This is a genomic window from Phenylobacterium conjunctum (genome assembly GCF_042679085.1).
GTDB classification, from domain to species: Bacteria; Pseudomonadota; Alphaproteobacteria; order Caulobacterales; family Caulobacteraceae; genus Phenylobacterium; species Phenylobacterium conjunctum.
Map to the genome: position 1 here is coordinate 25020 of NZ_JBHTLQ010000010.1, position 22653 is coordinate 47672.

Genomic DNA, 22653 nt, shown 5'->3' on the forward strand with positions numbered 1-22653 from the left:
GCTGTTCGGCCGCATTCATGGTCAGCGGCTTGTAACCATGTTTTCATCCAACCCGGAGCAGATTCGCCACCGAGTCTCTTGTTCCAAAGCCAGTTGAGGTCCCTCCGAGTGAGCGTCGCGGCCAAGACCCAGGAAATCCTGTCCCTGGCCCGCAGTCGGGCGGTGCAGGATCGTGAGCGCCTGCTACTGGCCATCGTCGACCTGTGCGACGCCGGCGACAGCGCCAACGCTCTGATGGAATCGCCGCCGGTCCAGGGCCTGCTGTCCTCCATCTTCATGAGCCTGGTGGTCGAGGCCGAGCGCGACATCCGCCGCCGCCTGTCCGAAAAGCTCGCCACCGCCAGCTGGGCCCCCGTGGCTCTGATCAACGTCCTGGCCCTGGACGACATCGAAATCGCCCGGCCGGTGATCGCCTCCAGCCCCGTGCTGCAGGACCAGGACCTGATCCGCCTGCTGGTCGAGGCGACCGTAGAGCACCAGATCGAGGTCGCCCGCCGCCCGCAGCTGGGCGCGCCCGTCGTGGCCGCCATCCTGGAACAGAACGAACCTGCCGTGCTCACGGCCCTGGCCGGCAACGCCACCGCCCGGGTGACGCCGGGCGACCTGCGGCGTCTGATCGGCGCCTCCGAGCGCGTCGCGGCCCTGCGCACCCCGCTGTCGCGCCATCCCGGCCTGACCGACGACCTGGCGCGCGAACTGTATCTCTGGGTCGGCCAGGCCCTGCGCAACAGCCTGGCCAATCGCTTCCGCCTGGACCAGGCCGCCCTCGACGCCGCCATCGCCGAGTCCGTGCGCGAGGCCCATGGCGGGGTTCAGCACGAGGTCGAGGGCACTGTGGTCTTCCCCAAGGAAGACGAGCGGGAGGACATGGAGAAGCGGCTGCTGGCCAAGCTGGACGCTGCGGGCCAGCTGCGCCCCGGATACCTGCTGCGCGCCCTGCGCGAGGCCAAGCTCAGCCTGTTCATCGGGGGCCTGACGACGCTGGGCCGCTACGACCCCAACCAGGTGCGCAAGGCCATCGATTCAGACCGCCCGGAGCTGCTGGCCCTGGCCTGCGCGGGCGTCGGCATCGACCGCAGCGTCTTCCCCACCATCCTGGACCTGGTGCGCGAGCTCAACGGCGGCCAGCCCGGCGGCGGCGCGGAGGGCGCCCGGCGCGCCGCCGGCGCCTTTGGCCCCTTCTCGCCCGATATTGCGCGCACCGCCTTCGTCCAGGCGATCGCCAAGGTTTGACAAGCCGGCCCATTCGCAGGCTTCTGGCGGCGCATGTTCAAGGCCGAACCTCACGTGACTCGCCTCGCCTTCCTGGCCAGTGACCGGCACGAAGCGCAGGAGGCCCGCAGCCTCCTAGCCAGCCGCTACGGCGACGCCAGCCCGGCTGACGCTCAGGTGATTGTCGCCCTCGGCGGCGATGGCTTCATGCTGGAAGTGCTTCACGCTCACATGGGCTCGGGCAAGCCGATCTACGGCATGAACCGCGGCTCGGTCGGCTTCCTGATGAACGAATACAGCGAGGACGACCTGCTTGAGCGGATCAACGCCGCCGAGCACGCCGTCATCCATCCCCTGTCCATGCAGGCCGTGGATGTGCACGGCGCCAAGCACATGGCCCTAGCGATCAACGAGGTCAGCCTGCTGCGCCAGACCCGCCAGACCGCCAAGCTGCGGATCTCCATCGACGGCAAGGTGCGCTTAAGCGAGCTGTCCTGCGACGGCGCCCTGGTGGCGACCCCAGCGGGGTCAACGGCCTATAACCTGTCGGCCCACGGCCCGATCATCCCGCTGGAGGCCAAGGTGCTGGCCCTGACGCCGATCAGCGCCTTTCGGCCGCGGCGCTGGCGCGGCGCCCTGTTGGCCCACACGGCTAAGGTGTCCATCGAGGTGCTGGAAGGTGACAAGCGCCCGGTCAGCGCTGTGGCGGATAATTTTGAGGTCCGCGACGTGGTCCAGGTTGATGTGGCCGAAGACCGCGAGAAGAGTATGGTCATGTTGTTCGACGCAGGTCGCAGCCTCGAAGAACGCGTATTGGCGGAACAATTTTCAGTATAATTTCAATCCATTAAAGCCTCATCCGTTGTTAACGCATCAGCGCTAGTGTGAGTCGACGATGTCAGGAGCCCCGTTGTGAGCCAGCAGAATTCCGGTCAGGTGATCCCGGCGTCCAACGCGTTGAAGCTGAAGGTCGGCGGCCGTTTCGGCGCCCTGGATCCGGCGGCGATCGCCAAGGCTGAAGCCGCGCTGAAAAGCCTGTCGGGGAACTTCGGCCAATGGTTGCAGGACGAGGTCACCAAGCTTGAGACCGCCCGCGCCCGGGTGAAGACCGAGGGCGTGACGCCCGAGACCATGGAATTCCTCTATCTCCGCGCCCACGATCTCAAGGGCCTGGGCACGACCTATGAGTTCCCGCTGGTCACCCGGATCGGCGCTTCGCTGTGCAAGCTGATCGACGACAAGGACAAGCGGCTCAGCGCCTCCATGGCCCTGATCGACGCCCACATCGACGGCATCCGCGCCGCGGTCCGCGACGGGATCAAGACCGACGATCACCCGGTGGGCAAGATCCTGGTGACCGAGCTCGAGCGCATGGTCACCGACGCGGGCGCCTGAGCGGCGCCCGCACCGACTACATCACGTTTTCCAGCGGCTCCGCCACGTCGCCATAGCCGGCGTGCGGCGGCAGCACGAGCACGCGACGGCCGTCCCGCTCGGTGATCTCCGGCAGCACGGTCACCAGCTCGCGGGACCGCGCCCGCGCCACGCAATCCGCCGCGCTCTCCGCCTCCGCCAGCAGCTGCACGTTCATGCGCGTCGGGAAGATCACCTTGCGCTCACCGGCGGCGGCCAGGCGCAGGACCTCCTTGGGCTGGATCCATTCGGCGTCCACGGTCTCGCGACCGTCGCAGGCCGCCAGCTGGTCCTCCGGCGCCCGGGCCGCATAGAACCAGGTGTCGAATCGCTTGGGCGTCAGCGGCGGGGTGATCCAGCGCGCGAACACCGTGAGCGCATGCAGATCGATCTGGACATTCAGGTCGCGGACCACGTCCAGGAAGCTCAGCTTGCCGGCGTCCACCGCCAGGCGGACGTCCAGGGGCGCGGCCTCGCCGGTGATCGGCGCGCCGTCGCGGCGGCGGCCCAGCATCAGGCCCGCCTCCTCGAACACCTCACGGATCGCGGCGATCCGCAGGCCACGCTGAACCGGATCAAAGTCCTCCCAGCCCACCATATGCTCGGCCCAGGCCTCGTCGGCGTCGCCGGCGTGCGTCTTGCCGCCCGGAAACACCAGCGCCCCGGTGGCGAAGTCGATCTGGTGGTGCCGCTTGACCATCAGGACCTCGAAGGTCGGGTCGTCGCGGAGGATCAGGATGGTGGCCGCCGGCTTGATGGCGGAGTCGGGCGCGATCTCGGTCATGCCGCAAGCTTGGGCGCCCCACGCGCCCTGCGCAAGCAGGCTTTTCGTGCGCCCTTAGGTCAATCCGACCGGGAAAAGGTCAGGCGACGTGAGCGGCCCGCGCACCGCGACGGGCCTCGGTGGAGACCCGGTCCATCTTTTCGAGCAGGTACTCGACATCCTCGCGCGACGCCGTGGCGGGCTGGGTCAGGAACCGCTGCAGCATGCGCTCCTGGAACCGCTCGCGGTCCTTGGCCCCGCCGTCGAATTCCATGGAGTGATAGGTGTCCACCGCCGCCCGGAAGGCGGGATAGAGCCGGGCCGGCATGCCGGTGCGCTCATAGATGGCCCGCAGGCCCAGGGGGCCGGCGTCATGGATCATCAGCCAGGTGCGGTGATGCGGCACGCTGGCCAGCTCGGCCACGCCCCACTCGAAGAAAGTCATGTGCCCGTGCGACAGGGCCCTGAGCAGCAGCGAGGCGGTCAGCCGCTCGTGCTTGTGTAGGTGGGAGACGAAGGCCTTCACATCCGCCGCGCGCCCGGCCTGGTCGACCAGGTCAATGGTCGCCCGCTCGCGCGAGCCCATGGCGATCTCGATGGCCAGTTCCGGCGGCAGGGCCTGGTGGTTGATCAGGTGATCGCGGACCTGGTCGCTGACCAGGTCGATCAGCTTCTCGGTCACAGACAGGGGCAGGGCCTGGCGGTAGGCCACCGAGGCCAGCACCCGCTCGGACTTCTCGAAGCGCTCAATCACCTTCTGCAGGGTGCGTTCAGCGATGTCGGCGTTGTCATTGGCGCAGACCGCCTCGACGGCGCGCTCCACCCCCTGCTCGACGATGGCTTCGCTGACCTGCTGAGAGACGCGCGGGCGCTTGGCGATCACCACCTGACGCACCGGCCCGCCCAGGCGGACGATCTCCACCAGATCGGCGTCGGTGAAGGCCGGCGAGGCCGACAGGATGGGCAGGGAAATGCTTTCGACGTCCCTGGCCAGGCGCAGGGCTACGTCACGCGGCACATTGGGCGAGGCTTTCAGGGTCACTGAAATGGCGCGACGCACCAGCTCGGCGGCGTCGGCGGCCATGACCCGCAGGATTTCGTGGGCCTGTTCCCGCTCGGCGGGCGTCAGGATCGCGCGGTCGATATTGCGGCAGATCTTGTGAGCGGCCACCGCGCGTTCGTCAGGGGTCGCCCCCCTCACCAGCGTGCGGATATCTTCATCCGTCAGCGCGGCACGCGTCGTCGACATTCGCCCTAAACCCCTGAGCGCCGGAATCGGCAATCTCTCGCGAGCATACTCGATCATTAGGCTTAATGATCGGTTTCGGCGGCGGACGCGGTTATCCTTACGATTAACGGTGTTCCGTAACGGCTCGCCAAGGCTGTGGCCCTAGGCTGGTTTGCAACCATGCAAAGGTCTCACGCCGTGCCCGTCCCGCCCGATCTTCGATCGCCCGAGCCCCAGCGCGGCGGGGTTTCCGCCACCCAGCAGGCGCTGGACGCGCAGACCGCCCTGCTCCCCTACGCCCTGGCCGTATTCACGGTCAGCCTGCCCGCCTATGTCTGGGCCGGCAGCCACGCGCCTAACGCGGTGTGGATGAGCGTCACCTTCGCCATCTTCGCCGCCGCCTGGGCGGCCTTCTACGGCGCCGTGAACTGGCTGAAGCAGCCCGACGCGGCCACGAACCTCAAGCTGCGCGGCCGGATCCAGATCCTGTGCGCCCTGCTCTGGGCCGTGGCCGTGGCCCAGATCGCCGTCTTCGCCGACGGCGCAGGCCCGGCCCGCGAACCCCTGCTGATCACCGCCGTCGCCGCAGCCGTTGTGATCGTCTTTTTCGCCTCGCCCTGGCTGCCGAGCCTGCTGATCGTCGGCCCCGCCGCCGCCGCCGGGCCGCTGATCGCCCTGTTCGGCCACGCTGAGACCCAGGAGATCGGCAAGCTGAGCTGGGGCGCCATCGCCCTCGCCATGGCCCTGGCCCTGATCTTCAACCGCGTGCTGCGTCGCCAGTTCGAGATGGCCGCCGAGCGCGAGGCCCTGATCGCCGACCGCGCCGGCATGGTGGAGGCCTCCCGGCGCCTCGCCCAGTCCAAGTCCGACCTGGTCGCGACCCTCAGCCATGAGATCCGCAACGGCTTGACAGGCGTCGCCCACGTCCTGGCCGCCGCCGCCGGCCGCAACGGCCGTGGCGCGCCATCGCGCGAACAGCTGTCCGCCGCCCTCGACGCCGCCAACGACCTGATCGCGGTGCTGAACACCACCCTGGATTCCGAGACCGCCGAGGCGGGGCGCCTGTCGGTCGACGCCCGGCCCTTCGATGCGGTCTCCCTGCTGCGCGACCTCGTCCTGCTGAACCGGCCGCACGCCACAACCAAGGGCCTGGAGCTGAGCGTCCATGTCTCGCCAGAGCTCGCCAAGTCCGAGCGGGGCGCCGCCCTGGCCGACCCGCAACGAGTGCGCCAGATCCTGGCCAACCTGATCGGCAACGGGGTGAAGTTCACCGTGCGTGGCCGGGTCGAGGCCCGCATCGAGCTGACGGTCGCAGGCCGGCTGGCCATCGAGATCGCCGACACTGGCCCGGGCCTCGCCGCCGACGAGATGGAGCGGGCCTTCGAGCCCTTCCTGCGGGTGGAACGCACCAGCGCCGGCACGTCCGGCGCCGGCCTGGGCCTGTCCCTGTCGCGTCAGCTGGCCCGTCTGATGGGCGGCGACCTGACCGCCCACAGCGCCGTGGGCGTCGGCAGCTGCTTCCGCCTGGAACTGCCCTTTGACGCCGAGGCCCTGCCGGAGCGCGATGTGACCTATGATGAGCCCGCCGCCCCCATCACCGCCCCGCTGGAGCGCAAGTCCCTGCGCGTGCTGGTGGCCGAGGATGACGGCCTGAACGCCGCCATGCTGCGCGCGGTGCTGGAACAGCTGGGTCACCACGTGGTTCACGCCATCGACGGGCGTCGCGCCTTTGAGCTGGCCAAGTCCATCGAGTTCGATCTGGTGATGATCGACGGCCGCATGCCGAACATGGACGGTCCCGAGACGATCCGCGCCATCCGCGGCCTGCCCGGCCCCATGGCCCAGTCGCCAATCATCGCGGTGATCGGCGGTGACGCCGAGGAGGCCATGGAGTGCTCCGAGGCCGGGGCCGACGCGGTTCTGCGCAAGCCGGTGAGCGTGGGCGCTGTGGCCCGCGCCGTCGCCGACGCCATCGCCGCCGAGCGTACCGTTACGGAAGGCCGCAACGTGGCTTGAGGCCCGGCTCCAGCCCCGACACAATGCCGCCCAAACAGTGGGAGGTGCGGGTGCTGCTCAAGGGTCTGAAGGTCGTCGAATTCGCCTCCTATATCGCTGCGCCCGGCGCGGCGGGCATCATGGCCGACTGGGGCGCCCAGGTGATCAAGGTGGAGCGCCCGGAGGGCGACCCCATGCGCCACGTCTTCGCCGACGCGGCATCCGACCTGGCGGGCAATCCGACCTTCAGCCTGGATAACCGCGGCAAGCGGGCCATCGTCCTGGACATCTCCAAGCCCTCGGGCCGGGACGCCCTGGCCAAGCTGGCTCAGGACGCCGACGTGTTCCTGACCAATGTCCGGCCCGCGGCCCTGAAGCGGGCGGGTCTGGACGAGGCGACCCTGCGCGCCGCCAATCCGCGCCTGATCTACGCCATGGTCACCGGCTACGGCCTGGAGGGGCCGGACGCCGACAAGCCGGGCTTTGACGTCACCGCCTTCTGGGCCCGCGCCGGGGTCGGCCACATGACGGTGCCGAAGGGCGGCGAGCCCTTCCTGCTGCGCACCGGGGTGGGCGACCACACCACCTCCCTCGCCACCGTCTCGGCCATCCTGGCGGCCCTGTACGAGCGCGAGCAGACGGGCCAGGGCCGGGTGGTCCAGACCTCTCTCCTGGCCACCGGCATCTATACGGTCAGCTCGGACCTGGCGGTGCAGCTGGCCTTCGGCCGGCTGGCCTCGGCCCGCCCGCGCACAGCGCCGTTTGACGCCCTGGCCAATTTCTACGCCGCCTCGGACGGCCGCTGGTTCGTGCTCAATCCGCGCGGCGCGGGCAAGGACTGGGTCCCGATCATCACCGCCGCCGGCCGGCCTGACCTGGCCCAGGATGAACGCTTCGCCACCGGCAAGGCTCGCCGGGTCAACGCCGCCGCCTTGGCGGTCGAACTGGACGCCGCCTTCCGCAAGTTCAGTTTCGAGGAGGTCGCCGCCCGGCTGGACGAGGCCGACCTGGTCTGGTCGCCCTTCCAGAGCCCGGCTGATGTGTCCGCCGACCCGCAGGCCGCCGCCGCCGGCGCCTGGGTCGAAATCACCGACGGCCAGGGTCACGGCTTCCGCTCGCCGGCCGCGCCGGCCCGCTTCCCCGGCATGGACCAGTCCACGCGGCCGCCCGCGCCGGTGCTGGGCCAGCACACCCGCGAGATCCTGCGCGAGGCCGGCTACGAGGACGAGGTGATCGAGGCGATGATCCGCGACGGCGCGGCCGTCTAGCTCTTCTTGTCGTCGCGGGCGTCCGACAGGACCCGCAGCATCTCTGTGGAGAACATCGAGCTCGCCAGGCGCAGGCCGGAGCCGCCGGTCTGGGGCATGCCGCTGTCGGCCTCCTGGGGGCCGCGCAGGATCATTTCCATCAGCATCGCCTCTTCGCGGCTGCGATCGGCGTTGCGGGCCGAGGCGTACTGGATGAAGCCCTGGTCCGGCGTGACGCGCGGGGCGTCCACCGCCGGGGCTGCCCCGCCCGTGCGGGTCAGGTTGGCGTAGACCTCTGACACCGTGGCCGCCCGCCCCTCGCGATAGAAGATCGAGCGATTGGCCTGGGCGGCGTCGGGGAACAGGCTGGCCGCGCTGGCGGCGGGCCGGGTCTGGACCGCCTCGATCAGCCGGGCCGAGCCCTGCGGCCCCAGGAAGTGCGCGGCGTAGAGTTCGCCGGCGGTCGGGGTGCGGCCGGTGCGGCCCTTGAGATAGGAGGCGTGGTCCGAAGCGAGTTCGCCGGCCATCAGAGACGCGGCGTGCGGGTCGAGCCGCAGGTCCATGACCGCCTGGCGCGCCTCCCCGCCATTGACCTTGTAGCGACCGTCAGCGCCCCGCTGGATCAGCTCGGCATAGCGAGCGTAGCCGTACTTGGCGCCGTGCTGCTTCAGGGTGGAAAGCCAGGTCTGTTCTGTGAACTGGAACAGGCCAGCGGCCGAGGAGGTCTGGGCCTTGGCCTTGGGGTTGTAGCCGCTCTCGCGGCTGGCGGTCTTCATCAGGAACGAGAAGTCGACCCCCGTCGCGCTGGACGCGCGCTGGATGGCGGTTTCGACGACGCCTCTGAGTCCCTGGATGGCCATGACGCCAGATGTGAAGGGACATGGTTAACGGCGCGCTAACCATACTGCGGCGGACCGCCCCAGGAAGGTCATGGTCCCGCTTGGGTCCGGCCCCCGTTCCGCCGCGATCACGGCGCGACCCTTGTTTCAGCGCCGCAACACGCGGACGCCATGACAAGGGAGGTAGAGTTGGTCCAAGCCCCGTTCGCCCCTGCCTATGCGGGGATTCCCGTCGCCCGCCCACGCCCGTCACGCACGGCGGTCACCGCCATCGGCGTGTCCATCGCGGTCCATGCCGGCCTGTTCGGCTATCTGGCCCTGCAGCGCTTCGCGACGCCGTCGGAGCCGACCGAGACGCTCGCCGAGCCACCGGCCACCCTTGTGACCCTGGCCAATCCGCCGCCGAAGCCGGTCGTGGACGCCCGCAAGCCGCCCCCCCTCCACAAGCCGGTGACGACCCGCAGTCTGCCGACACCACCGCCTCTGCCCGCGCAACCGCCGCAGACCCATGCCGAGACCGTGGATCCAGGCCCTGTAAAGACCATCACCCAGGTCGAGGTCACCCCGATCACGCCGGATCCGCCGCGGCTGATCGGTCGGCCCCAATGGATCCGCAAACCGACCGCCCGAGACCTGGCTCGAGTCTATCCCGACCGCGCCGTCCGCCTTGGCCTTGAGGGCGCGGCCACCCTGTCCTGCGAGGTTGGCGCCAGCGGGGCGGTGCGCAATTGCGCAGTGACCTCTGAGAGCCCCACCGACCTCGGCTTCGGGGCCGCGGCCTTGAAGCTTGCGCCGCGCTTCCTGATGAGCCCGCAGACGGAAGATGGCCGACCGGTCGACGGCGCCCGCGTGGTGATCCCCCTGCGGTTCAGGCTCGCGGACTGAGCCGGGTCAGGCGACCTGGACGGCGGAGGGCGCGGCCTGGCTCAGGCTCTGCTGCAGCACCTCCACCAACCGGGTCGCCTCGATGGGCTTGGCGATGACGTTGTCCATGCCCGCAGCGTAGTAGGCTTCCGTCTCGTGGGTGAGGACGCTGGCGGTGACCGCGACGATGGGTGTCCGCGGTCGAGCCATCTCGGCTTCGCGGCGGCGGATCAGGCGGCTGGCGTCCAGCCCATCCATGTCCGGCATGTGGATGTCCATGAGGATCACGTCCCAGGGCCGATCCGACCAGGCCTCGACAGCTTTCAAACCATCACCGACCGCCTCTGAGGCCACGCCCAGGTGGGACAGAAGCGTCTGCAGCACCACGCGGTTGGTCGGATTGTCGTCAGCGATCAGCACGCGCAGCTCGCCCTGAACCAGGGCGTCGGCGACCTCACCTTCCGCCTCCTCCGGAGCCTCGACCCGCGGGAGCGGCGCCTCGAAGGTGAAGGTGGCGCCCTGCCCCGGCTGGCTGTGCAGCCGGATCGCGCCGCCCATGAGGGTGATCACCTCTCGGCAGATCGCCAGGCCCAGGCCCGTCCCGCTGGCCCTGCGGGTGCTGGAGCCGTCGCCCTGGACGAAGCGGTCAAAGATCACCGCCTGATGCGCCGGCGAGACGCCGGGACCGGTGTCAGCGACGGTGAAGACAATGCCGTCCTCACCGGGCGCGATCCGCACCTTCACGCCGCCCTGGTCGGTGAACTTGATGGCGTTGGACAACAGGTTGCTCAGCACCTGACGCAGGCGGACCTCGTCGCCAAATCGCCAGCCCGCGGCCCCGGGATCCAGCTCCAGCGCGAAGGCCAGACCCTTGTCCTGGGCCAAGCCGCCATAAAGCCGGTCAATCGCCTCGGCGAAGCGATCCATGCTGAAGGGCGCCGGGACGATCTCCATCCGGCCGGCCTCGATCTTGGAGATGTCCAGCACGTCGTTGACCACGTCCAGCAGGCTGCGCGCCGAGGACTCGATGAGCTGGAGACGGCCGGCCTGATCTGGCGGCAGGGCGGACTGGGCCATGACATGCGCCATGCCCAGTACGCCGTTGAGAGGCGTGCGGATCTCGTGGCTGATGGTGGCCAGGAACTCCGTCTTGGCGCGGCTGGCCGCCTGGGCCGACACCGCCAGCTCCTGGGCCTCGGCCCGCAGTCGGTCGTTCTCCGCCAGCTTCTCGCCAAGGGCCCGGTTGAGCTCATCCGAGGCGATGCGGGCGCCGAGCTCGCGCATGACCGCGCCGCGCATCAGGGTGGACATCCCGATGGCGGCGAAGACCCCGGCGACGCCCACAAAGGCGTACTGGCCGATCAGGTCGCCAGGCGCATTGCGGGCCAGCATCAGGAAGCCGGTCACCGCCATGGCCACGCTGGCGAACGCGACCCGGCGGCTGGGCGCCGAGGTGCCGAACACCAGGGCCATGAGCACAAAGTAGACGAGCTTGAGCGGCTCGAAGTGAATGGTCAGGTAGGCGACGACGTTGACCAGCAACAGGAGGTTCACGCAGGCCGCTGCGACCTCAAGTCGCAGCATGCTGGGCGGCCGCCGCTTGAGATCTCGCCACAGCAATCCGGCCGAAAGCGCCGCGATGACCGCCAGGCCCTCCAGATACAGAAGGTTCGCGCCCACCTCGAAAAACGGGTGAGCGCACGAGATCACGACGTAGTAGCAAGCCGCGGCCAGCAAATACCCACGCACTACAGGCACATAGGCTGCAGCGACTTCGTCGGGCGGCACATCGACCGGGGGTCTCGGGCTCAAGACAATGACTCGGGCTGCAGGCGCAAACCGCCTCAAAACGAGTACATCCGAGTCCGGGTTAATCGCCGAACAATGTTGCGCTCAAACTGGGTGTGATCTCAGTAACTCTTGGCGAGGCCCAGCACGCGCTCGGCGATGAAGTTGAACACCATCTCGCGACTGATCGGCGCGATGCGGGCGATCATGGATTCCCGGAAGTAGCGCTCGACGTCATAGGCCTTGGCGTACCCCATGCCGCCATGGGTGAAGATCGCGGTCTCGCAGGCGTGGAAGCCGGCCTCCGCCCCCAGATACTTGGCTGCATTGGCCTCGGCGCCGCAATCGCGCCCGGCGTCGTAGAGCGCGGCGGCCTTGAACGCCATCAGGTTGGCCGCTTCCAGCTCGGCCCAGCTTTTGGCCAGCGGATGGGCGACGCCCTGGTTCTGGCCGATGGGCCGGCCGAACACGACCCGCTCCTTGGCGTAGGCCGCGGCTCGGGCCAGGGCGGCGCGGCCCAGGCCGACGGCCTCGGCGCCGAACAGCACCCGCTCGGGGTTCAGGCCCTGCAGCAGGTAGTAGAAGCCCCTCCCCTCCTCACCGATCAGGTGGTCGGCGGGGATCTCCAGGTTGTCGATGAAGACCGCATTGGACTCCACCGCCTTGCGGCCCATCTTCGGGATCGGCCGGGCCTCGATCCGGCTGCGGTCGAAGTCGGTGTAAAACAGCGACAGCCCCTCGGTGGACTTCTTGACCTGGTCACGCGGCGTGGTCCGCGCGATGACCAGGAACTTGTTCGCCCGCTGGGCCGAGGTCGTCCAGATTTTGCGACCGTTCAGCACGTAACCGCCAGCGATCTTGTCCGCGCGCGTCGTCAGGCTGGTGGTGTCCAGGCCGGCGTCGGGTTCAGTGATCCCGATGCACATCTTGTCCTCGCCCGCGATCAGCCGCGGGATGTGCAGGCGCTTCTGGGCCTCAGACCCAAACTTGGCGATGGGCATGGGGCCGAAGATGTTGAGGTGCAGGGCGCTGGCGCCGGAGAAGCCCGCACCGGACTGGGCCACCGCCTGCATGACAATGGCGGCCTCGGTGAGCCCAAGGCCGGCCCCGCCGAGCTCCGTCGGCATCGCTGCGCCCAGCCAGCCGCCAGCGGCCATGGCGGCGACGAAGGCTTCCGGAAACGCCCCGGTCTCGTCGGTCTCTCGCCAATAGTCAGCGTCGAAATCGGCGCAGAGACGGGCGACGCTGTCGCGGATCGCCTCCTGCTCGTCAGTGAACCAGAAGCCGCTCATTCTCCCCCCAAATCCGTCCCGCCGCTCAGGCCGCGAAGCGGCCCGGGTCCAGTCGCGCAGCATAGGGCCCAGCGTCCCGCCCCGTAACGCAAGCCGCGATGATCCGGGCGGCCAGAGGCGCTAGCAGCCAGCCGTTGCGACGCGCGCCGACAGCCAGCAGAACCCCATGATGCCGCCCGCGCCCCACCAGGGGCAGGCCGTCCGGGCTGGCGGCGCGGACGCCGGCCTGGGCCTGCACATCCCCGGCGTCCGCCAGGCGCGGGAACAGCTTGGCGCCCCGGACCCGCAAGGTCTCGATCGCCGCAGGATCAATGTCCAGGTCAGCCCGGCCGGGCTCCATGGTCGCGCCCAGCACCAGGCCGGTGGCCGACGGCGCCGCATAGACGCCCTCGGTGCGCACGACAGCGCCCCGCGCCAGCGGGTCATTGATGCGGACCAGCTGGCCCTTGATCGGCTGCAGCAGGGACAGGCTGGGTGCCATCACCGCCAGGTCGGTGGCGGCGCCGGTGGCGACCACCAGCCGGTCCGCGCCTTCGAATCCCGTGGCGGCGCGGGCGTGGAAACTGACCCCAAGGTCCGCCGCCGCCCGGCGCAGGGCGGAGAGCGCCTGGGCCGGATCCAGCCGCCAGTCCTCGCGCACCAGCAAACCCTCACGCCATTCCGGCGACAGGCCAGGCGACAGTTGGGCCAGGGTGTTGCGGCCGATGGCGTTGGGATAGAGGCCCAGTCGACGCAGGGCGGTGTCCGTGGTCGAGAGAAACTGTGGCGCGCCGACAGCGATCGCCCCCGCGCGATCCAGGCTCAGTCCCAGCCGCGCCTCCAGGCCAGGCCACAGGTCCCGGCCGGCGAGCAGCAGGTCGAAGGCCTGGTCACGGGTCGGATCCAGGGCCGCCTCAAAGGCCGGCGCCAGCATGCCCGCGGCGACTCCCGAGGCGTTGGCCAGGGGCGGCGCCGGGTCGAAGACCGCCACCTCGCACCCGGCTTCGGCAAGGGCCAGGGCGGCGGTCAGGCCCATGGCCCCGGCGCCGGCGACGGTGATCCGGATGCGGCTCATGTCGCCTAACGAACGGGCTTCGGCGATGAAATCAAGTCCAGATGGATCAAGTCTTGGATCGGTTCGGCCGCTCAACGGCGCCGAAACAACGCCTCAAGCCCGGCGATCACCTCATCCATGAGCCGGCCTTCGCCATCGGCGGGATCGGCCAGGGTCATCGACGCCGCCCCGTGCCCACAGGCCCAGACCGCCAGGGCGATCTGGTGGATCGTGCGGCTGTCACGGTCCGACTGGGTCGGCGAGCCCGCGATCACGTCCTCCAGCACCTCAAAGGCGCGGACGCGCGCGGCGTCCACCTCGGGAACCGCAAGCACCGGCGGGTCGAACATCAGCGCATAGAGCGCCGGCTGGGCCTGGGCGAAGTCGAAATAGGCCTGGGCGCAGGTGCGGATCGGCGTCGCGTCGCCGCCGGACGCCGCCCGCAGCGCCGCCTCCAGCTCACCGAAGCCGGCCGCGGCCAGCCCCGCCAACAGGGCCTGCTTGGAGGCGTAGTGATGATAGACCGAGCCCGGCGCGATGCCGGCCCGGGCCGCCAGGGCGCGCAGGTTCAGCTGGGACAGGCCGCCGCTCTCCAGCAGCGCGCGCGCCTCGTCGAGCAACTGGGCTCGCAGATTCCCCACATGATAGCTGCGCCGGCGCACGCCGGTTTCGAGCCAGGCCATAGGCTCGCCCTCCCTAGGCGATGTTGGGTCTATTTGATCCGCAGCCGCGGGCGGAAGTCCAGGGGGAAGGCGACAGTGGGGATAGCGCTCAGGCGGCGCGACTGTCTTCGCTGCTCTCGTCCAGCACCTGCTGGATCACCGCGAACAGGCGGGCCACCTCGATGGGCTTGCCAACGAACCCGTCCATGCCGGCGGCCCGGTATTCCACGATCTGATGCGCCATTGCGTTGGCGGTGAGCGCGATGATCGGCGTGCGGCGGCGACCTTCGACCAGTTCGCGCGCGCGGATCTGGCTGGTGGCGGTCGGCCCGTCCATCTCCGGCATCTGGACGTCCATCAGGATCACGTCCCACTCGCCCTCGGCCCAGGCCTCCACCGCCTTGCGGCCGCTGTCGACGATGACCGGCTCGATCCCGGCCTGGTTCAGCAGGGTCCGCAGAACCAGCTGATTGACCTCATTATCCTCGGCCGCCAGCACCCGCATCTGGACGGGCGTGACCTCGCCTACAGCCTGCAGCGCCGGCGACGCCTCCGCCTCGGGCGCGGAGATCCATTCCAGCGGCAGCGAGACACGGAAGGTGGTCCCACGCCCCTGCACGCTCTCCACGGCGATGGCCCCGCCCATAAGCTGGACCAGCTCTCGGCAGATCGACAGCCCCAGACCTGTGCCGCCATAGCGACGGGTGGTCGAGGCGTCGGCCTGGACGAACTTCTGGAACAGGCTCTGCAGGCGGTCGCGGGCGATGCCGATGCCGCTGTCGGCGACGGAAATCCGCACGATGTCCTGGGTGCGCTCCACGCAGACCCGTACCTCGCCGCGCTCAGTGAATTTCAGGGCGTTGGAGACCAGGTTGTAGAGGATCTGGCGGACGCGGGTGGAGTCCCCCAGATAGACGCCCTGAGCGTTGGGCTGGACGGTCAGGGTGAAGTCCAGACCCTTCTTGCCGGCCACGGCGCTGAAAGCGGCGTGCGCGCCACGGGCCAGTTCACCCATGTCGAACTCGGCCTCTTCCAGTTCGAGCTTGCCGGCCTCGATCTTGGAGAGGTCCAGCACATCATTCAGGATCGCCAGCAAGGTCTCGCCGGATTGGCGAATGACATCCAGCCGCTCCCGCTGCGGGCCCGGCAAGCCCTCGGCGGCCATGGCCTGGGCCATGCCCAGCACGCCGTTCAGGGGCGTACGGATCTCATGGCTCATCGTGGCCAGGAAGGTCGACTTGGCGCGGTTGGCGGCCTCGGCGTCGTCCTTGGCCTGGACCAGGGCCCGCTCGGCTTCCTTGCGATGGGTGATGTTCTGCAGGGCGCCGATCAGGCGAACCGGCTCCCCAGCCTCATTGGTGATCAGTCGGCAGGTGGAGACCACCCACACCACCGCGCCATCGGCGCGGGCGATCCGATACTCCGGCGCATAGGGCTCCCCATGCTTCAGATAGCGGATCCACGCGGCCTTGGCCCGGGGCTGGTCGTCGGGATGGATGGTCGACCAGATGTCGTCGCGCAGGCCTTCGAAGGTCTTTTCCTCGCCGAAGAACCGCTGCTCGAGGCCGGCCTTGAACAGCTCCCCCCGCTCGTAGTCGATGTCGTAGACGTGGATGTCGGCCGTCTCGAGCGCCAGGGTCAGCCGCTCCTCGGAGCGTTCGCTGCGCCGCAGGGCCTCGACCATTTCGCTGATGTCGTGGCTGCCGACCAGAATGCCGCCGATCTCGCCATTGGCGTCGCGCCAGGGCGTCAGCTCTGCGGAGAGCCAGCCGGTTTCGCCATCGGGCCGCTCATAGGCGAACTGCGGGGCGCGGATGGTCTCACCGGCCAGGCACCGGTCATAGAACGGTCGCCAGCGGTCGAAGCGGCTTGGAGCGATCTCGCCCAGGGTCAGCCCCTGGGCGGCCTCCGCCGTCAGGCCGAACTGCTCGGCCCAACGGCCGCTGCACCCCAGCACCCGCATCTCGCGGTCCATCAGCACCAGGAACACTGGCGCGACCCGCAGGACAGAGTTCAGGGTCTCGGTGACCGCGTCGCGCTCGCGGCGGTTCTGTTCTCGCGCCAGGTCAGCCTGGCTGCGCACCCACTCGTCGGCGACAAAGGCGGCCAGGTCTTCGAGACGGGCGGCCAGGCTCGCGTCATAGGCCCTGGGCTCAGACCCATAGACCGCCAGCACGCCGGGCGTTTCGCCATTGGCCAGCTGCAGCGGGGCGCCGGCGTAGAACCGCAGGCCGGGCGGTCCGACCACCAGGGGATTTTCAGCGAACCGCGGATCCAGACGGCCGTCCTCGACCCAGACCAGCTCGCCGGTCTCCATGGCGATGCGGGCGGCGACATCGTCCACCGCGTGGCCCAGCCCCATGCGGCTGCGCCAGATCTGCCCGTCCTGCTGCAGGACGACCTGGGCGTCGGCGCCCGGGAACAGGGTGCGCGCCAGGCGCGTGGCGCGATCGCAGGCGGCCTGGGTGAGCCCCAGTCCGAAGGGCCCCTCCTGGCCCAGGGGCGCGGGCGTCTGATCGCCGGCCATGTCGCCCCCCGTGAAGCACGAATGCGAGAGGCTTCACCATGAAGGGATGAAGTTAAGGCTGCATTGAAGCGCCCGACACAACCGCGAGCGGCGCCACGCGGCTTGAATCCGGCCCATACCCGAGCGAGCGAGTTCCCCGTTTCGGGTAAAAATTTACTCTACACCGCGTCCTGATGTCCCTGTGCTTACAAAGGGCTAGCGATTCCGTCTTCGCCTGTGCAAGAAGCCCCGAGCGCGCACTTGGGCGCGTCCCCTCAAGGACTAATCGGTGGCCGAGAGTTTTGAAGACATGGGGCCGGACCCCATTGATATTGCCGTGGGGCATCGCATTCGGGTGCGTCGCAAGTGGCTCGGGATTTCGCAGTCCGCCCTCGCCGAACACCTCGGCGTGAGCTTCCAGCAGGTGCAGAAGTACGAACGCGGCGCGAACCGCGTGTCCGCTTCCATGCTGGTGCGGATCGCCCAACGCCTGGAAACGACCGTCGGCGAACTGGTCGGCGAGACGGCTGAGCCGCAGCAAGGCGACGCCTCCCTGTTCGAGAAGCTGGCTGTGCCCGGCGCTGTCCAACTCCTGGAAGCCTTCGCCGGCGTTCAACAGCCGGCCCTGCGCACCGCGATCCTGAATCTCACCCGCTCCCTCATCGAGGATGCAGGCGACGCCCCGGTTCGCCGCTCGCGCTAAGGCCTGACGGCGTCCTAGGGGGACGGGACGCCGGAACGCCAGGGCTGGAGCCGCGGTCAGCGCGGCTCAGCCTGCTTCCCGCTCGGCCATGAAGCCGAGGTGGTGGAGCACAATCCCCGCCGTTGTCGCTACGTTGAGGGAATCGAACCCGGCCGCCATCGGGATCGCGACCGTGCGCGTGCGCGCCAGGACGTCAGCCGGCAGCCCCGGCCCTTCCGAGCCCAGCAACACGGCCATGCGCGGCGCGCGGGACAGCTGGGCCAGCGTCCCCTGCCCTGCGGGGCTGAGGGCCACGGAACGCACCCCCGCCGCCTCCAGCAGGCCGGCCAGGTCCTCATCGCGCTCCAGCCGGGCGAAGGGAGTGATCAAGCTGGCGCCCACCGACACTCGGATCGCCTTGCGGTACAGGGGATCGCAGCAATCCGCGTCGAGCAGCACGGCGTCCGCGCCAAAGGCCGCAGCGTTGCGGAACAGCCCGCCCATATTGTCGTGGTTGCCGATCCCATAGAGCACCAGGATCAGGGCTTCAGGACCCAGGCCCGCCAGGATCTCGCAAGCGGTCGGCGTCGCGCGGCGCCTGCCCAGGGCCAGGATGCCGCGATGAATGGGAAAGCCGACCAGGGCGTCCATCACCGCCTGCCCCGCGACATAGACGGGAACCTCCGGGGCCAGGGCGGCCAGGCTGTCAGAGAGCGCCTCGACCCGCTTCTGCGCGAGCAGCAGGGACACCGGCTCGCACAGCCGACTGGTCGCCAGCATGCGAACCACGACCTCGCCCTCGGCCATGAACAGGCCGTGGCGGCCCACAAGGTCGCGCTCGCGCACCTGGGCGTAGCCGGCCACCCGCAGGTCGGTGGGATCGTCGATGGTGATGAACTGGACCAAGCCGCAAGCTCCCGCAGAGACCGGGCTTCTACACGCCCGCCCAGACCGCGTCAGCGCCGGACGTCGAGGCTTTCGGCGGTGCGCAGGTCCTCAACCTCGGCCAGGGTCGCCAGGTTGAAGTCGCCGGGAATGGCGTGCTTCAGCGCCGCGGCGGCGACGGCGAAGTCCAGGGTGATGTCCTCATCCAGGCCGCTCAGCAGGCCGTGCAGGACCCCCGCGGCGAAGGCGTCGCCGCCGCCGATCCGGTCGACGATGGGATTGAGGCTGCGGGGCGCCGAACGCCAGGTCTGGCCCCGGTCGAGCATGAAGCCGGTCAGGTCGTGGTGGTTGACGTTGTGCTGGACGCGGTCGGTGCAGGCCAGGCGCTGCAGGCGCGGGAACGCCGCGAAGGCGACATCGGCGGCCTGGCGGCGCAGGTGCTCGGCGTCACCGGCCTCGAAGGCCTGGCCCAGGATCAGGCCAATGTCCCTGTGGTCGCCGAACAGCAGCGCGGCGTGGGACAGCATCTCTGACAGGATGGCCGGGGCGTTCCCGTCCCAGGCCGCCCACAGACTCGCCCGGTAGTTCCCGTCCATCGACACCTTCACGCCCAGGCGCGTCGCGGCGCGCACCGCCTTCAGGGCGGCCTCGGCGGTGGCGGGCCCGATGGCGGGCGTGACCCCGGAGACGTGCAGCCACTCGGCCCCAGCCAGGGCGCGGTCCCAGTCCACCTCCCCCGCCGCGCGGGCGAAGGCGCTGTCCGCCCGGTCATAGAGCACCTGCGAGGGCCGTTGCCCGGCGCCAGGGGTGAGGAAATAGAGCCCCATGCGGCCGGCGGCGAAGGCCAGCCGACTGACATCAACGCCGTGCCGGCGCAGTTCATCGCGCGCCGCACGGCCGATGGCGTTGTCGGGCAGGACGGCGGCCACGGCCGAGGCGTGACCGAAGCGGGCCAGAGATACGGCGACATTGGCCTCGGCGCCGCCGAAGCAGGTGTTCAGCCGCGCGCTCTGCAGCAGCACCTCGTTGTCCGGCGCCGACAGCCGGACCAGCACTTCACCGAAACAGACGATGCGAGCGCTCATCGCCCCCTCCCCCACTGACGCGCCAAGACTAGCGCGCGTCCTTACAGAAATCGACGCGCCGGCGGGTGGCCGACGCGTCTGTCAGTGCTCTCCTGGCCCTTGGCGGGCCTTCACTTCGAATTCCGCCGCGCCCTTGTCGTGATCGGGCGCGGGCGCCGGCGATCAGTAGGTGTAACGGACCCCGAACAGCACCTCACGACCGGTGTGGTGATAGAAGGTCGGCAGGTTCTGGACGCCGTTGAACTGGTCCTGGAACTCGTCGGTGAGGTTCACCCCCTCCAGCGAGAACTTCAGGTGGTCGTTCAGGGTGTAAGTGATCGAGGCGTCGACGTTGAACGTCTCGTTGGTGCCGTCATAGGCGACCGGCGCCACCGCGGTGTTCTCCTGGCCCAGGACGCGGGTCAGGTAGCCGTCGCGATAGGCGGCCGAGGCGCGGGCGCTCCACTTCTCGTCCTCATAATAGACCGTCAGGTTGTACGAGGTCTGGGACAGGTTGGTCAGTTGCTCGGTGGCGACCTTGGTCACCACGCCGCCTACGGTCGCGTAGTAGTCGATGTCCGACTCCACGCGGGTGTAGTTGGCCAGCACGCCCAGGTTCGAGAGCAGGCCCGGCAGGAACTTCAGCGGCTGCTGGAAGCTGATCTCATAGCCCTTCAGCTTGCCGCCGGGGGTGTTGACCGGGGTCGTGAACGCCCAGGTCGCCGACGGGCTGCAGCCCGAGGTCGCGCCACAGGCGGCGACCGCGACGCTGTCGGGCAGGCCGAACGGGTTGCCGGTGAAGGTGGTGGTGGTCGACAGGGTCTGGACGAAGCTGTCGATGTCCTTCTGGAACAGGGCCACGCTGACCAGGGCGCCCGGCTGGTAGTACCACTCGAACGACACGTCATAGGCCTTGGCCCGGAAAGGATCGAGGTTCGGGTTGCCGGCCGAGACGGTGCGGGTCGCGCCGGAGACGCTGACCGTGGCGCCGGGCGTCAGGCTGCCCAGGTCGGGACGCGACATGGTCTTGGCCGCGGCCATGCGGATCAGGAAGTTATCGGTCGGCTCAATGACCAGGTTGGCCGACGGCAGGGTGTCGTCGTAGGTCCGGCTGGCGCTGACCGCGACCGGGGCGCCCGAGAGATAGGCGTAACCGCTGGAGTCCTGCTGGGTCTTCACATAGCGGACGCCGACATTGCCGCGCACCGGAACGCCCAGCACGTCGCCCTTGAAGTCGCCCTGGACGAACCAGCTCTTGTCCTCTTCGGAGACGCCGCGGTTGTTGCCGAGCGACGGTTCCTTGCCGAGCTTCCAGGCGCCGCCGAAGGCGGTGGGATCGCTCAGCTGCAGGAGGCTCTGGGCGACCTGATAGTTCGGCGCCAGCCACGAGGACACGTTGCCCGCCGGCAGGCCCAGGCCATCCGCCGGGAAGTTGACGATCTTGTAGTAGCTGCTGAGCGGGATCGCGGCGACGGCGGCCGGGATCACGGTTTCCTGGTTGGTGGTGGTGCCGATCGAGCGGCGCAGCTCAGTGGTCTCGAAGTCGTACTTCTTCCAGGAGACGCCGCCCTTCAGGGTCAGGTTGTCGCTGAGGTCGAAGGTCACGTCGCTCTGAAAGGTGTCGTAGGTGTTGACCGCGGTCTGGGGCCGCAGGCGCACCTGAGTCAGGGCCCAGGCCGACGGGCTGTTCAGGTTCGCGGTGCCGTAGGTGATCAGCGGCACCCGGCCCTTGGTGTAGTCGTAGCTGTAGCCGTCGACGTTGAACTGGTCGAAGGTCAGGGTGGTCTGGACCGGGTTGTTGTGGTCCGACTTGGAGTGGCCGGCCACGGCGTGCAGGCGCAGGCTGTCGCTGAACTCGTGGCTCAGATCCAAGGTGTATTGGGAGAACTTGGTCTCAAGTTCGTCGTAGCGGTCTTCCACCCGCAGATCGACGTCATTGAACGTCCCGGCGACCATCACGCCCTGCGAATTGATCGTCGAGGACAGGACATTGGTGTCGGCGATGCCGCAGCTGGTGTTCACGTTGGCGGCCGTGCAGGCGCCGCCGACGCTGAAGGACGGCGCCTCCAGATAGGTCTCTTCGCGGTTGCTCTTCAGGTCCGCATAGAGGGCGTCGAAGGTCACCAGGGTCTGGTCCGACGGCTTCCACTGCAGGGACAGGGTGGCGCCCAGGCGTTCCTGCTCCTGGTCGTAGCGGTCAAAGCGCGGGAAGCGCGGGTGCAGGGCGGCGTTGTTGGCCGCGGCGGCCGCGTTGACCGTGGTCGGCAGGCCGGCGGCGTTGTTCACCGCATCAAAACCCGGCGAGAACGAGGTGCCCGGCGCCCAGCGGACGGTCGAGGTCCCGACGTCCAGCAGGTTGCGCTTGGAATAGGCCACCGACAGCAGGGCCCCGAAGGTCCCGTCGCCCCAGGTGTTGGCGATCATCGCCGCGGCGCGCGGGCTGGTGTCGCCGGACAGCTCGTTGTGGCTGCCCTGAGCCGAGGCCACGAAGGTGAAGTGGTTGTAGTCGAGCGGATGGGCGGTCGCGAGATCCACCGTCGCGCCCAGCGAGCCTTCTTCGGTCTCGGCCGAGGTCGTCTTCTGGACCGTGATCGAGTTGAACAGGTCCGAGGCGAAGATGTTGAAGTCGAAGGAGCGGCCACGGTTGGTGCCGCCCGAGGCGTCCGAGCCCCCGGCGGTGGTCAGGGCTTCCATGCCGTTGATCCGGACCCGGGTGAACTGGGCGCCCAGGCCACGGACGGAGATGTTGCGGCCCTCGCCGCCGTCGCGGGTGATCGCGACGCCAGAGATCCGCTGGATGGATTCCGACAGGTTGAGGTCGGGGAACTTGCCGATGTCTTCCGCAAGGATCGTGTCGGCGGCGACCGCCGAGTCCCGCTTCAGGACCAGGGCTTCCTGCAGGCTGCTGCGGAAGCCGGTGACCACCAGCTCTTCGACTTCGGCCCCGCCCTTGTCCTGGGCGACGGCCGGCGCGGCCGCGGCCATGCCGAGAACCGCGAGGGATGCGCCGGCGAACAGCGCGCGAGCATGCGTAGAGCGATAACGGACCATATGTCCCTCCCTTGCGAGACCGACTGGCCTATCGCCAGATTCGACGCGCCCCCAGAAGGACGCCGCCTCGCGTTTCCCCGTTTTGACACCGGTGTCACTGACGGACAGACCGCGTTGACACCGGTATCA

At 69.1% G+C, this 22653-nt stretch carries 18 protein-coding genes; 7 read left to right on the plus strand and 11 right to left on the minus strand.

The features are described from left to right. Nucleotides 1–108 precede the first annotated feature (108 nt). From ACFQ27_RS06285 to ACFQ27_RS06295, 3 genes are all read left to right on the plus strand, one after another. Nucleotides 109–1233 carry a DUF2336 domain-containing protein gene (locus ACFQ27_RS06285; protein ID WP_377352992.1) on the plus strand — a complete coding sequence of 375 codons (1125 nt, stop codon included), beginning with the start codon at nucleotides 109–111 and terminating at the stop codon, nucleotides 1231–1233. 33 nt (nucleotides 1234–1266) lie between these two features. After that, the gene (locus tag ACFQ27_RS06290) at nucleotides 1267–2049 is read left to right on the plus strand and encodes an NAD kinase (protein ID WP_377352993.1); all 783 of its coding nucleotides are present in this window, start codon (nucleotides 1267–1269) and stop codon (nucleotides 2047–2049) included. Between the two features lie 75 nt (nucleotides 2050–2124). After that, entirely contained in the window at nucleotides 2125–2607 is a 483-nt protein-coding gene (locus ACFQ27_RS06295) for an Hpt domain-containing protein (RefSeq protein WP_374344617.1), read from the plus strand. A gap of 16 nt (nucleotides 2608–2623) precedes the next feature. On the opposite strand, the gene ACFQ27_RS06300 is transcribed toward ACFQ27_RS06295, so the two are convergent. Next, nucleotides 2624–3409 (minus strand): NUDIX hydrolase, encoded by a 786-nt coding sequence (locus ACFQ27_RS06300; RefSeq protein ID WP_377352994.1) that lies wholly within the window; start codon nucleotides 3407–3409, stop codon nucleotides 2624–2626. A gap of 79 nt (nucleotides 3410–3488) precedes the next feature. Next, nucleotides 3489–4637 (minus strand): DUF2336 domain-containing protein, encoded by a 1149-nt coding sequence (locus ACFQ27_RS06305; protein ID WP_374344621.1) that lies wholly within the window; start codon nucleotides 4635–4637, stop codon nucleotides 3489–3491. A gap of 159 nt (nucleotides 4638–4796) precedes the next feature. Here ACFQ27_RS06305 and ACFQ27_RS06310 point away from each other — a divergent pair, with 159 nt between their 5' ends. Both ACFQ27_RS06310 and ACFQ27_RS06315 read left to right on the plus strand, forming a co-directional pair. Continuing rightward, complete coding sequence (locus tag ACFQ27_RS06310; protein WP_377352995.1) at nucleotides 4797–6632, plus strand: ATP-binding protein; 1836 nt, start codon at nucleotides 4797–4799, stop codon at nucleotides 6630–6632. A 50-nt stretch (nucleotides 6633–6682) separates the two neighbouring features. Next, nucleotides 6683–7879 (plus strand): CaiB/BaiF CoA transferase family protein, encoded by a 1197-nt coding sequence (locus tag ACFQ27_RS06315; protein WP_377352996.1) that lies wholly within the window; start codon nucleotides 6683–6685, stop codon nucleotides 7877–7879. Here the strand turns inward: ACFQ27_RS06315 and ACFQ27_RS06320 are convergent. Continuing rightward, the gene (locus ACFQ27_RS06320; RefSeq protein WP_377352998.1) at nucleotides 7876–8718 is read right to left on the minus strand and encodes a transglycosylase SLT domain-containing protein; all 843 of its coding nucleotides are present in this window, start codon (nucleotides 8716–8718) and stop codon (nucleotides 7876–7878) included. The genes ACFQ27_RS06315 and ACFQ27_RS06320 overlap by 4 nt on opposite strands. A gap of 168 nt (nucleotides 8719–8886) precedes the next feature. Here ACFQ27_RS06320 and ACFQ27_RS06325 point away from each other — a divergent pair, with 168 nt between their 5' ends. Further along, on the plus strand, nucleotides 8887–9582 hold the full coding sequence (locus ACFQ27_RS06325) for an energy transducer TonB (protein ID WP_377352999.1): 696 nt from the start codon (nucleotides 8887–8889) through the stop codon (nucleotides 9580–9582). 6 nt (nucleotides 9583–9588) lie between these two features. On the opposite strand, the gene ACFQ27_RS06330 is transcribed toward ACFQ27_RS06325, so the two are convergent. The 5 genes from ACFQ27_RS06330 to ACFQ27_RS06350 all read right to left on the minus strand — a co-directional run bounded on the left by ACFQ27_RS06330 (nucleotide 9589) and on the right by ACFQ27_RS06350 (nucleotide 16863). Next, entirely contained in the window at nucleotides 9589–11373 is a 1785-nt protein-coding gene (locus tag ACFQ27_RS06330; protein ID WP_377353000.1) for an ATP-binding protein, read from the minus strand. 98 nt (nucleotides 11374–11471) lie between these two features. Further along, nucleotides 11472–12641: an acyl-CoA dehydrogenase family protein gene (locus ACFQ27_RS06335; RefSeq protein ID WP_377353001.1), complete on the minus strand. Its 1170-nt coding sequence runs from the start codon at nucleotides 12639–12641 to the stop codon at nucleotides 11472–11474. 25 nt (nucleotides 12642–12666) lie between these two features. Further along, the gene (locus ACFQ27_RS06340; RefSeq protein ID WP_377353002.1) at nucleotides 12667–13695 is read right to left on the minus strand and encodes an NAD(P)/FAD-dependent oxidoreductase; all 1029 of its coding nucleotides are present in this window, start codon (nucleotides 13693–13695) and stop codon (nucleotides 12667–12669) included. A gap of 71 nt (nucleotides 13696–13766) precedes the next feature. Then, on the minus strand, nucleotides 13767–14357 hold the full coding sequence (locus ACFQ27_RS06345) for a TetR/AcrR family transcriptional regulator (RefSeq protein ID WP_374344639.1): 591 nt from the start codon (nucleotides 14355–14357) through the stop codon (nucleotides 13767–13769). 88 nt (nucleotides 14358–14445) lie between these two features. After that, on the minus strand, nucleotides 14446–16863 hold the full coding sequence (locus ACFQ27_RS06350) for an ATP-binding protein (protein ID WP_377353003.1): 2418 nt from the start codon (nucleotides 16861–16863) through the stop codon (nucleotides 14446–14448). 268 nt (nucleotides 16864–17131) lie between these two features. Between ACFQ27_RS06350 and ACFQ27_RS06355 the strand changes: the two genes are divergently transcribed. Next, nucleotides 17132–17545, plus strand: a complete 414-nt coding sequence (locus tag ACFQ27_RS06355) for a helix-turn-helix domain-containing protein (RefSeq protein WP_374344643.1) — start codon at nucleotides 17132–17134, stop codon at nucleotides 17543–17545. A 66-nt stretch (nucleotides 17546–17611) separates the two neighbouring features. Here ACFQ27_RS06355 and ACFQ27_RS06360 read toward each other — a convergent pair whose 3' ends face one another. The 3 genes from ACFQ27_RS06360 to ACFQ27_RS06370 all read right to left on the minus strand — a co-directional run bounded on the left by ACFQ27_RS06360 (nucleotide 17612) and on the right by ACFQ27_RS06370 (nucleotide 22524). Beyond that, complete coding sequence (locus ACFQ27_RS06360; protein WP_377353004.1) at nucleotides 17612–18430, minus strand: TrmH family RNA methyltransferase; 819 nt, start codon at nucleotides 18428–18430, stop codon at nucleotides 17612–17614. Between the two features lie 50 nt (nucleotides 18431–18480). Then, nucleotides 18481–19494, minus strand: coding sequence for a sugar kinase (locus ACFQ27_RS06365; protein WP_377353005.1), 1014 nt, complete (start codon nucleotides 19492–19494; stop codon nucleotides 18481–18483). 162 nt (nucleotides 19495–19656) lie between these two features. Further along, on the minus strand, nucleotides 19657–22524 hold the full coding sequence (locus tag ACFQ27_RS06370; RefSeq protein WP_377353006.1) for a TonB-dependent receptor: 2868 nt from the start codon (nucleotides 22522–22524) through the stop codon (nucleotides 19657–19659). Nucleotides 22525–22653 lie beyond the last annotated feature (129 nt).

Bases quoted from the DNA above. Each gene is read 5' to 3' on its own strand.
- ACFQ27_RS06290 (WP_377352993.1), top strand. From the start codon at position 1,267: ATGTTCAAGGCCGAACCTCACGTGACTCGCCTCGCCTTCCTGGCCAGT.
- ACFQ27_RS06300 (WP_377352994.1), bottom strand. From the start codon at position 3,409: ATGACCGAGATCGCGCCCGACTCCGCCATCAAGCCGGCGGCCACCATC.
- ACFQ27_RS06305 (WP_374344621.1), bottom strand. From the start codon at position 4,637: ATGTCGACGACGCGTGCCGCGCTGACGGATGAAGATATCCGCACGCTG.
- ACFQ27_RS06310 (WP_377352995.1), top strand. From the start codon at position 4,797: ATGCAAAGGTCTCACGCCGTGCCCGTCCCGCCCGATCTTCGATCGCCC.
- ACFQ27_RS06320 (WP_377352998.1), bottom strand. From the start codon at position 8,718: ATGGCCATCCAGGGACTCAGAGGCGTCGTCGAAACCGCCATCCAGCGC.
- ACFQ27_RS06335 (WP_377353001.1), bottom strand. From the start codon at position 12,641: ATGAGCGGCTTCTGGTTCACTGACGAGCAGGAGGCGATCCGCGACAGC.
- ACFQ27_RS06340 (WP_377353002.1), bottom strand. From the start codon at position 13,695: ATGAGCCGCATCCGGATCACCGTCGCCGGCGCCGGGGCCATGGGCCTG.
- ACFQ27_RS06345 (WP_374344639.1), bottom strand. From the start codon at position 14,357: ATGGCCTGGCTCGAAACCGGCGTGCGCCGGCGCAGCTATCATGTGGGG.
- ACFQ27_RS06350 (WP_377353003.1), bottom strand. From the start codon at position 16,863: ATGGCCGGCGATCAGACGCCCGCGCCCCTGGGCCAGGAGGGGCCCTTC.
- ACFQ27_RS06365 (WP_377353005.1), bottom strand. From the start codon at position 19,494: ATGAGCGCTCGCATCGTCTGTTTCGGTGAAGTGCTGGTCCGGCTGTCG.
- ACFQ27_RS06370 (WP_377353006.1), bottom strand. From the start codon at position 22,524: ATGGTCCGTTATCGCTCTACGCATGCTCGCGCGCTGTTCGCCGGCGCA.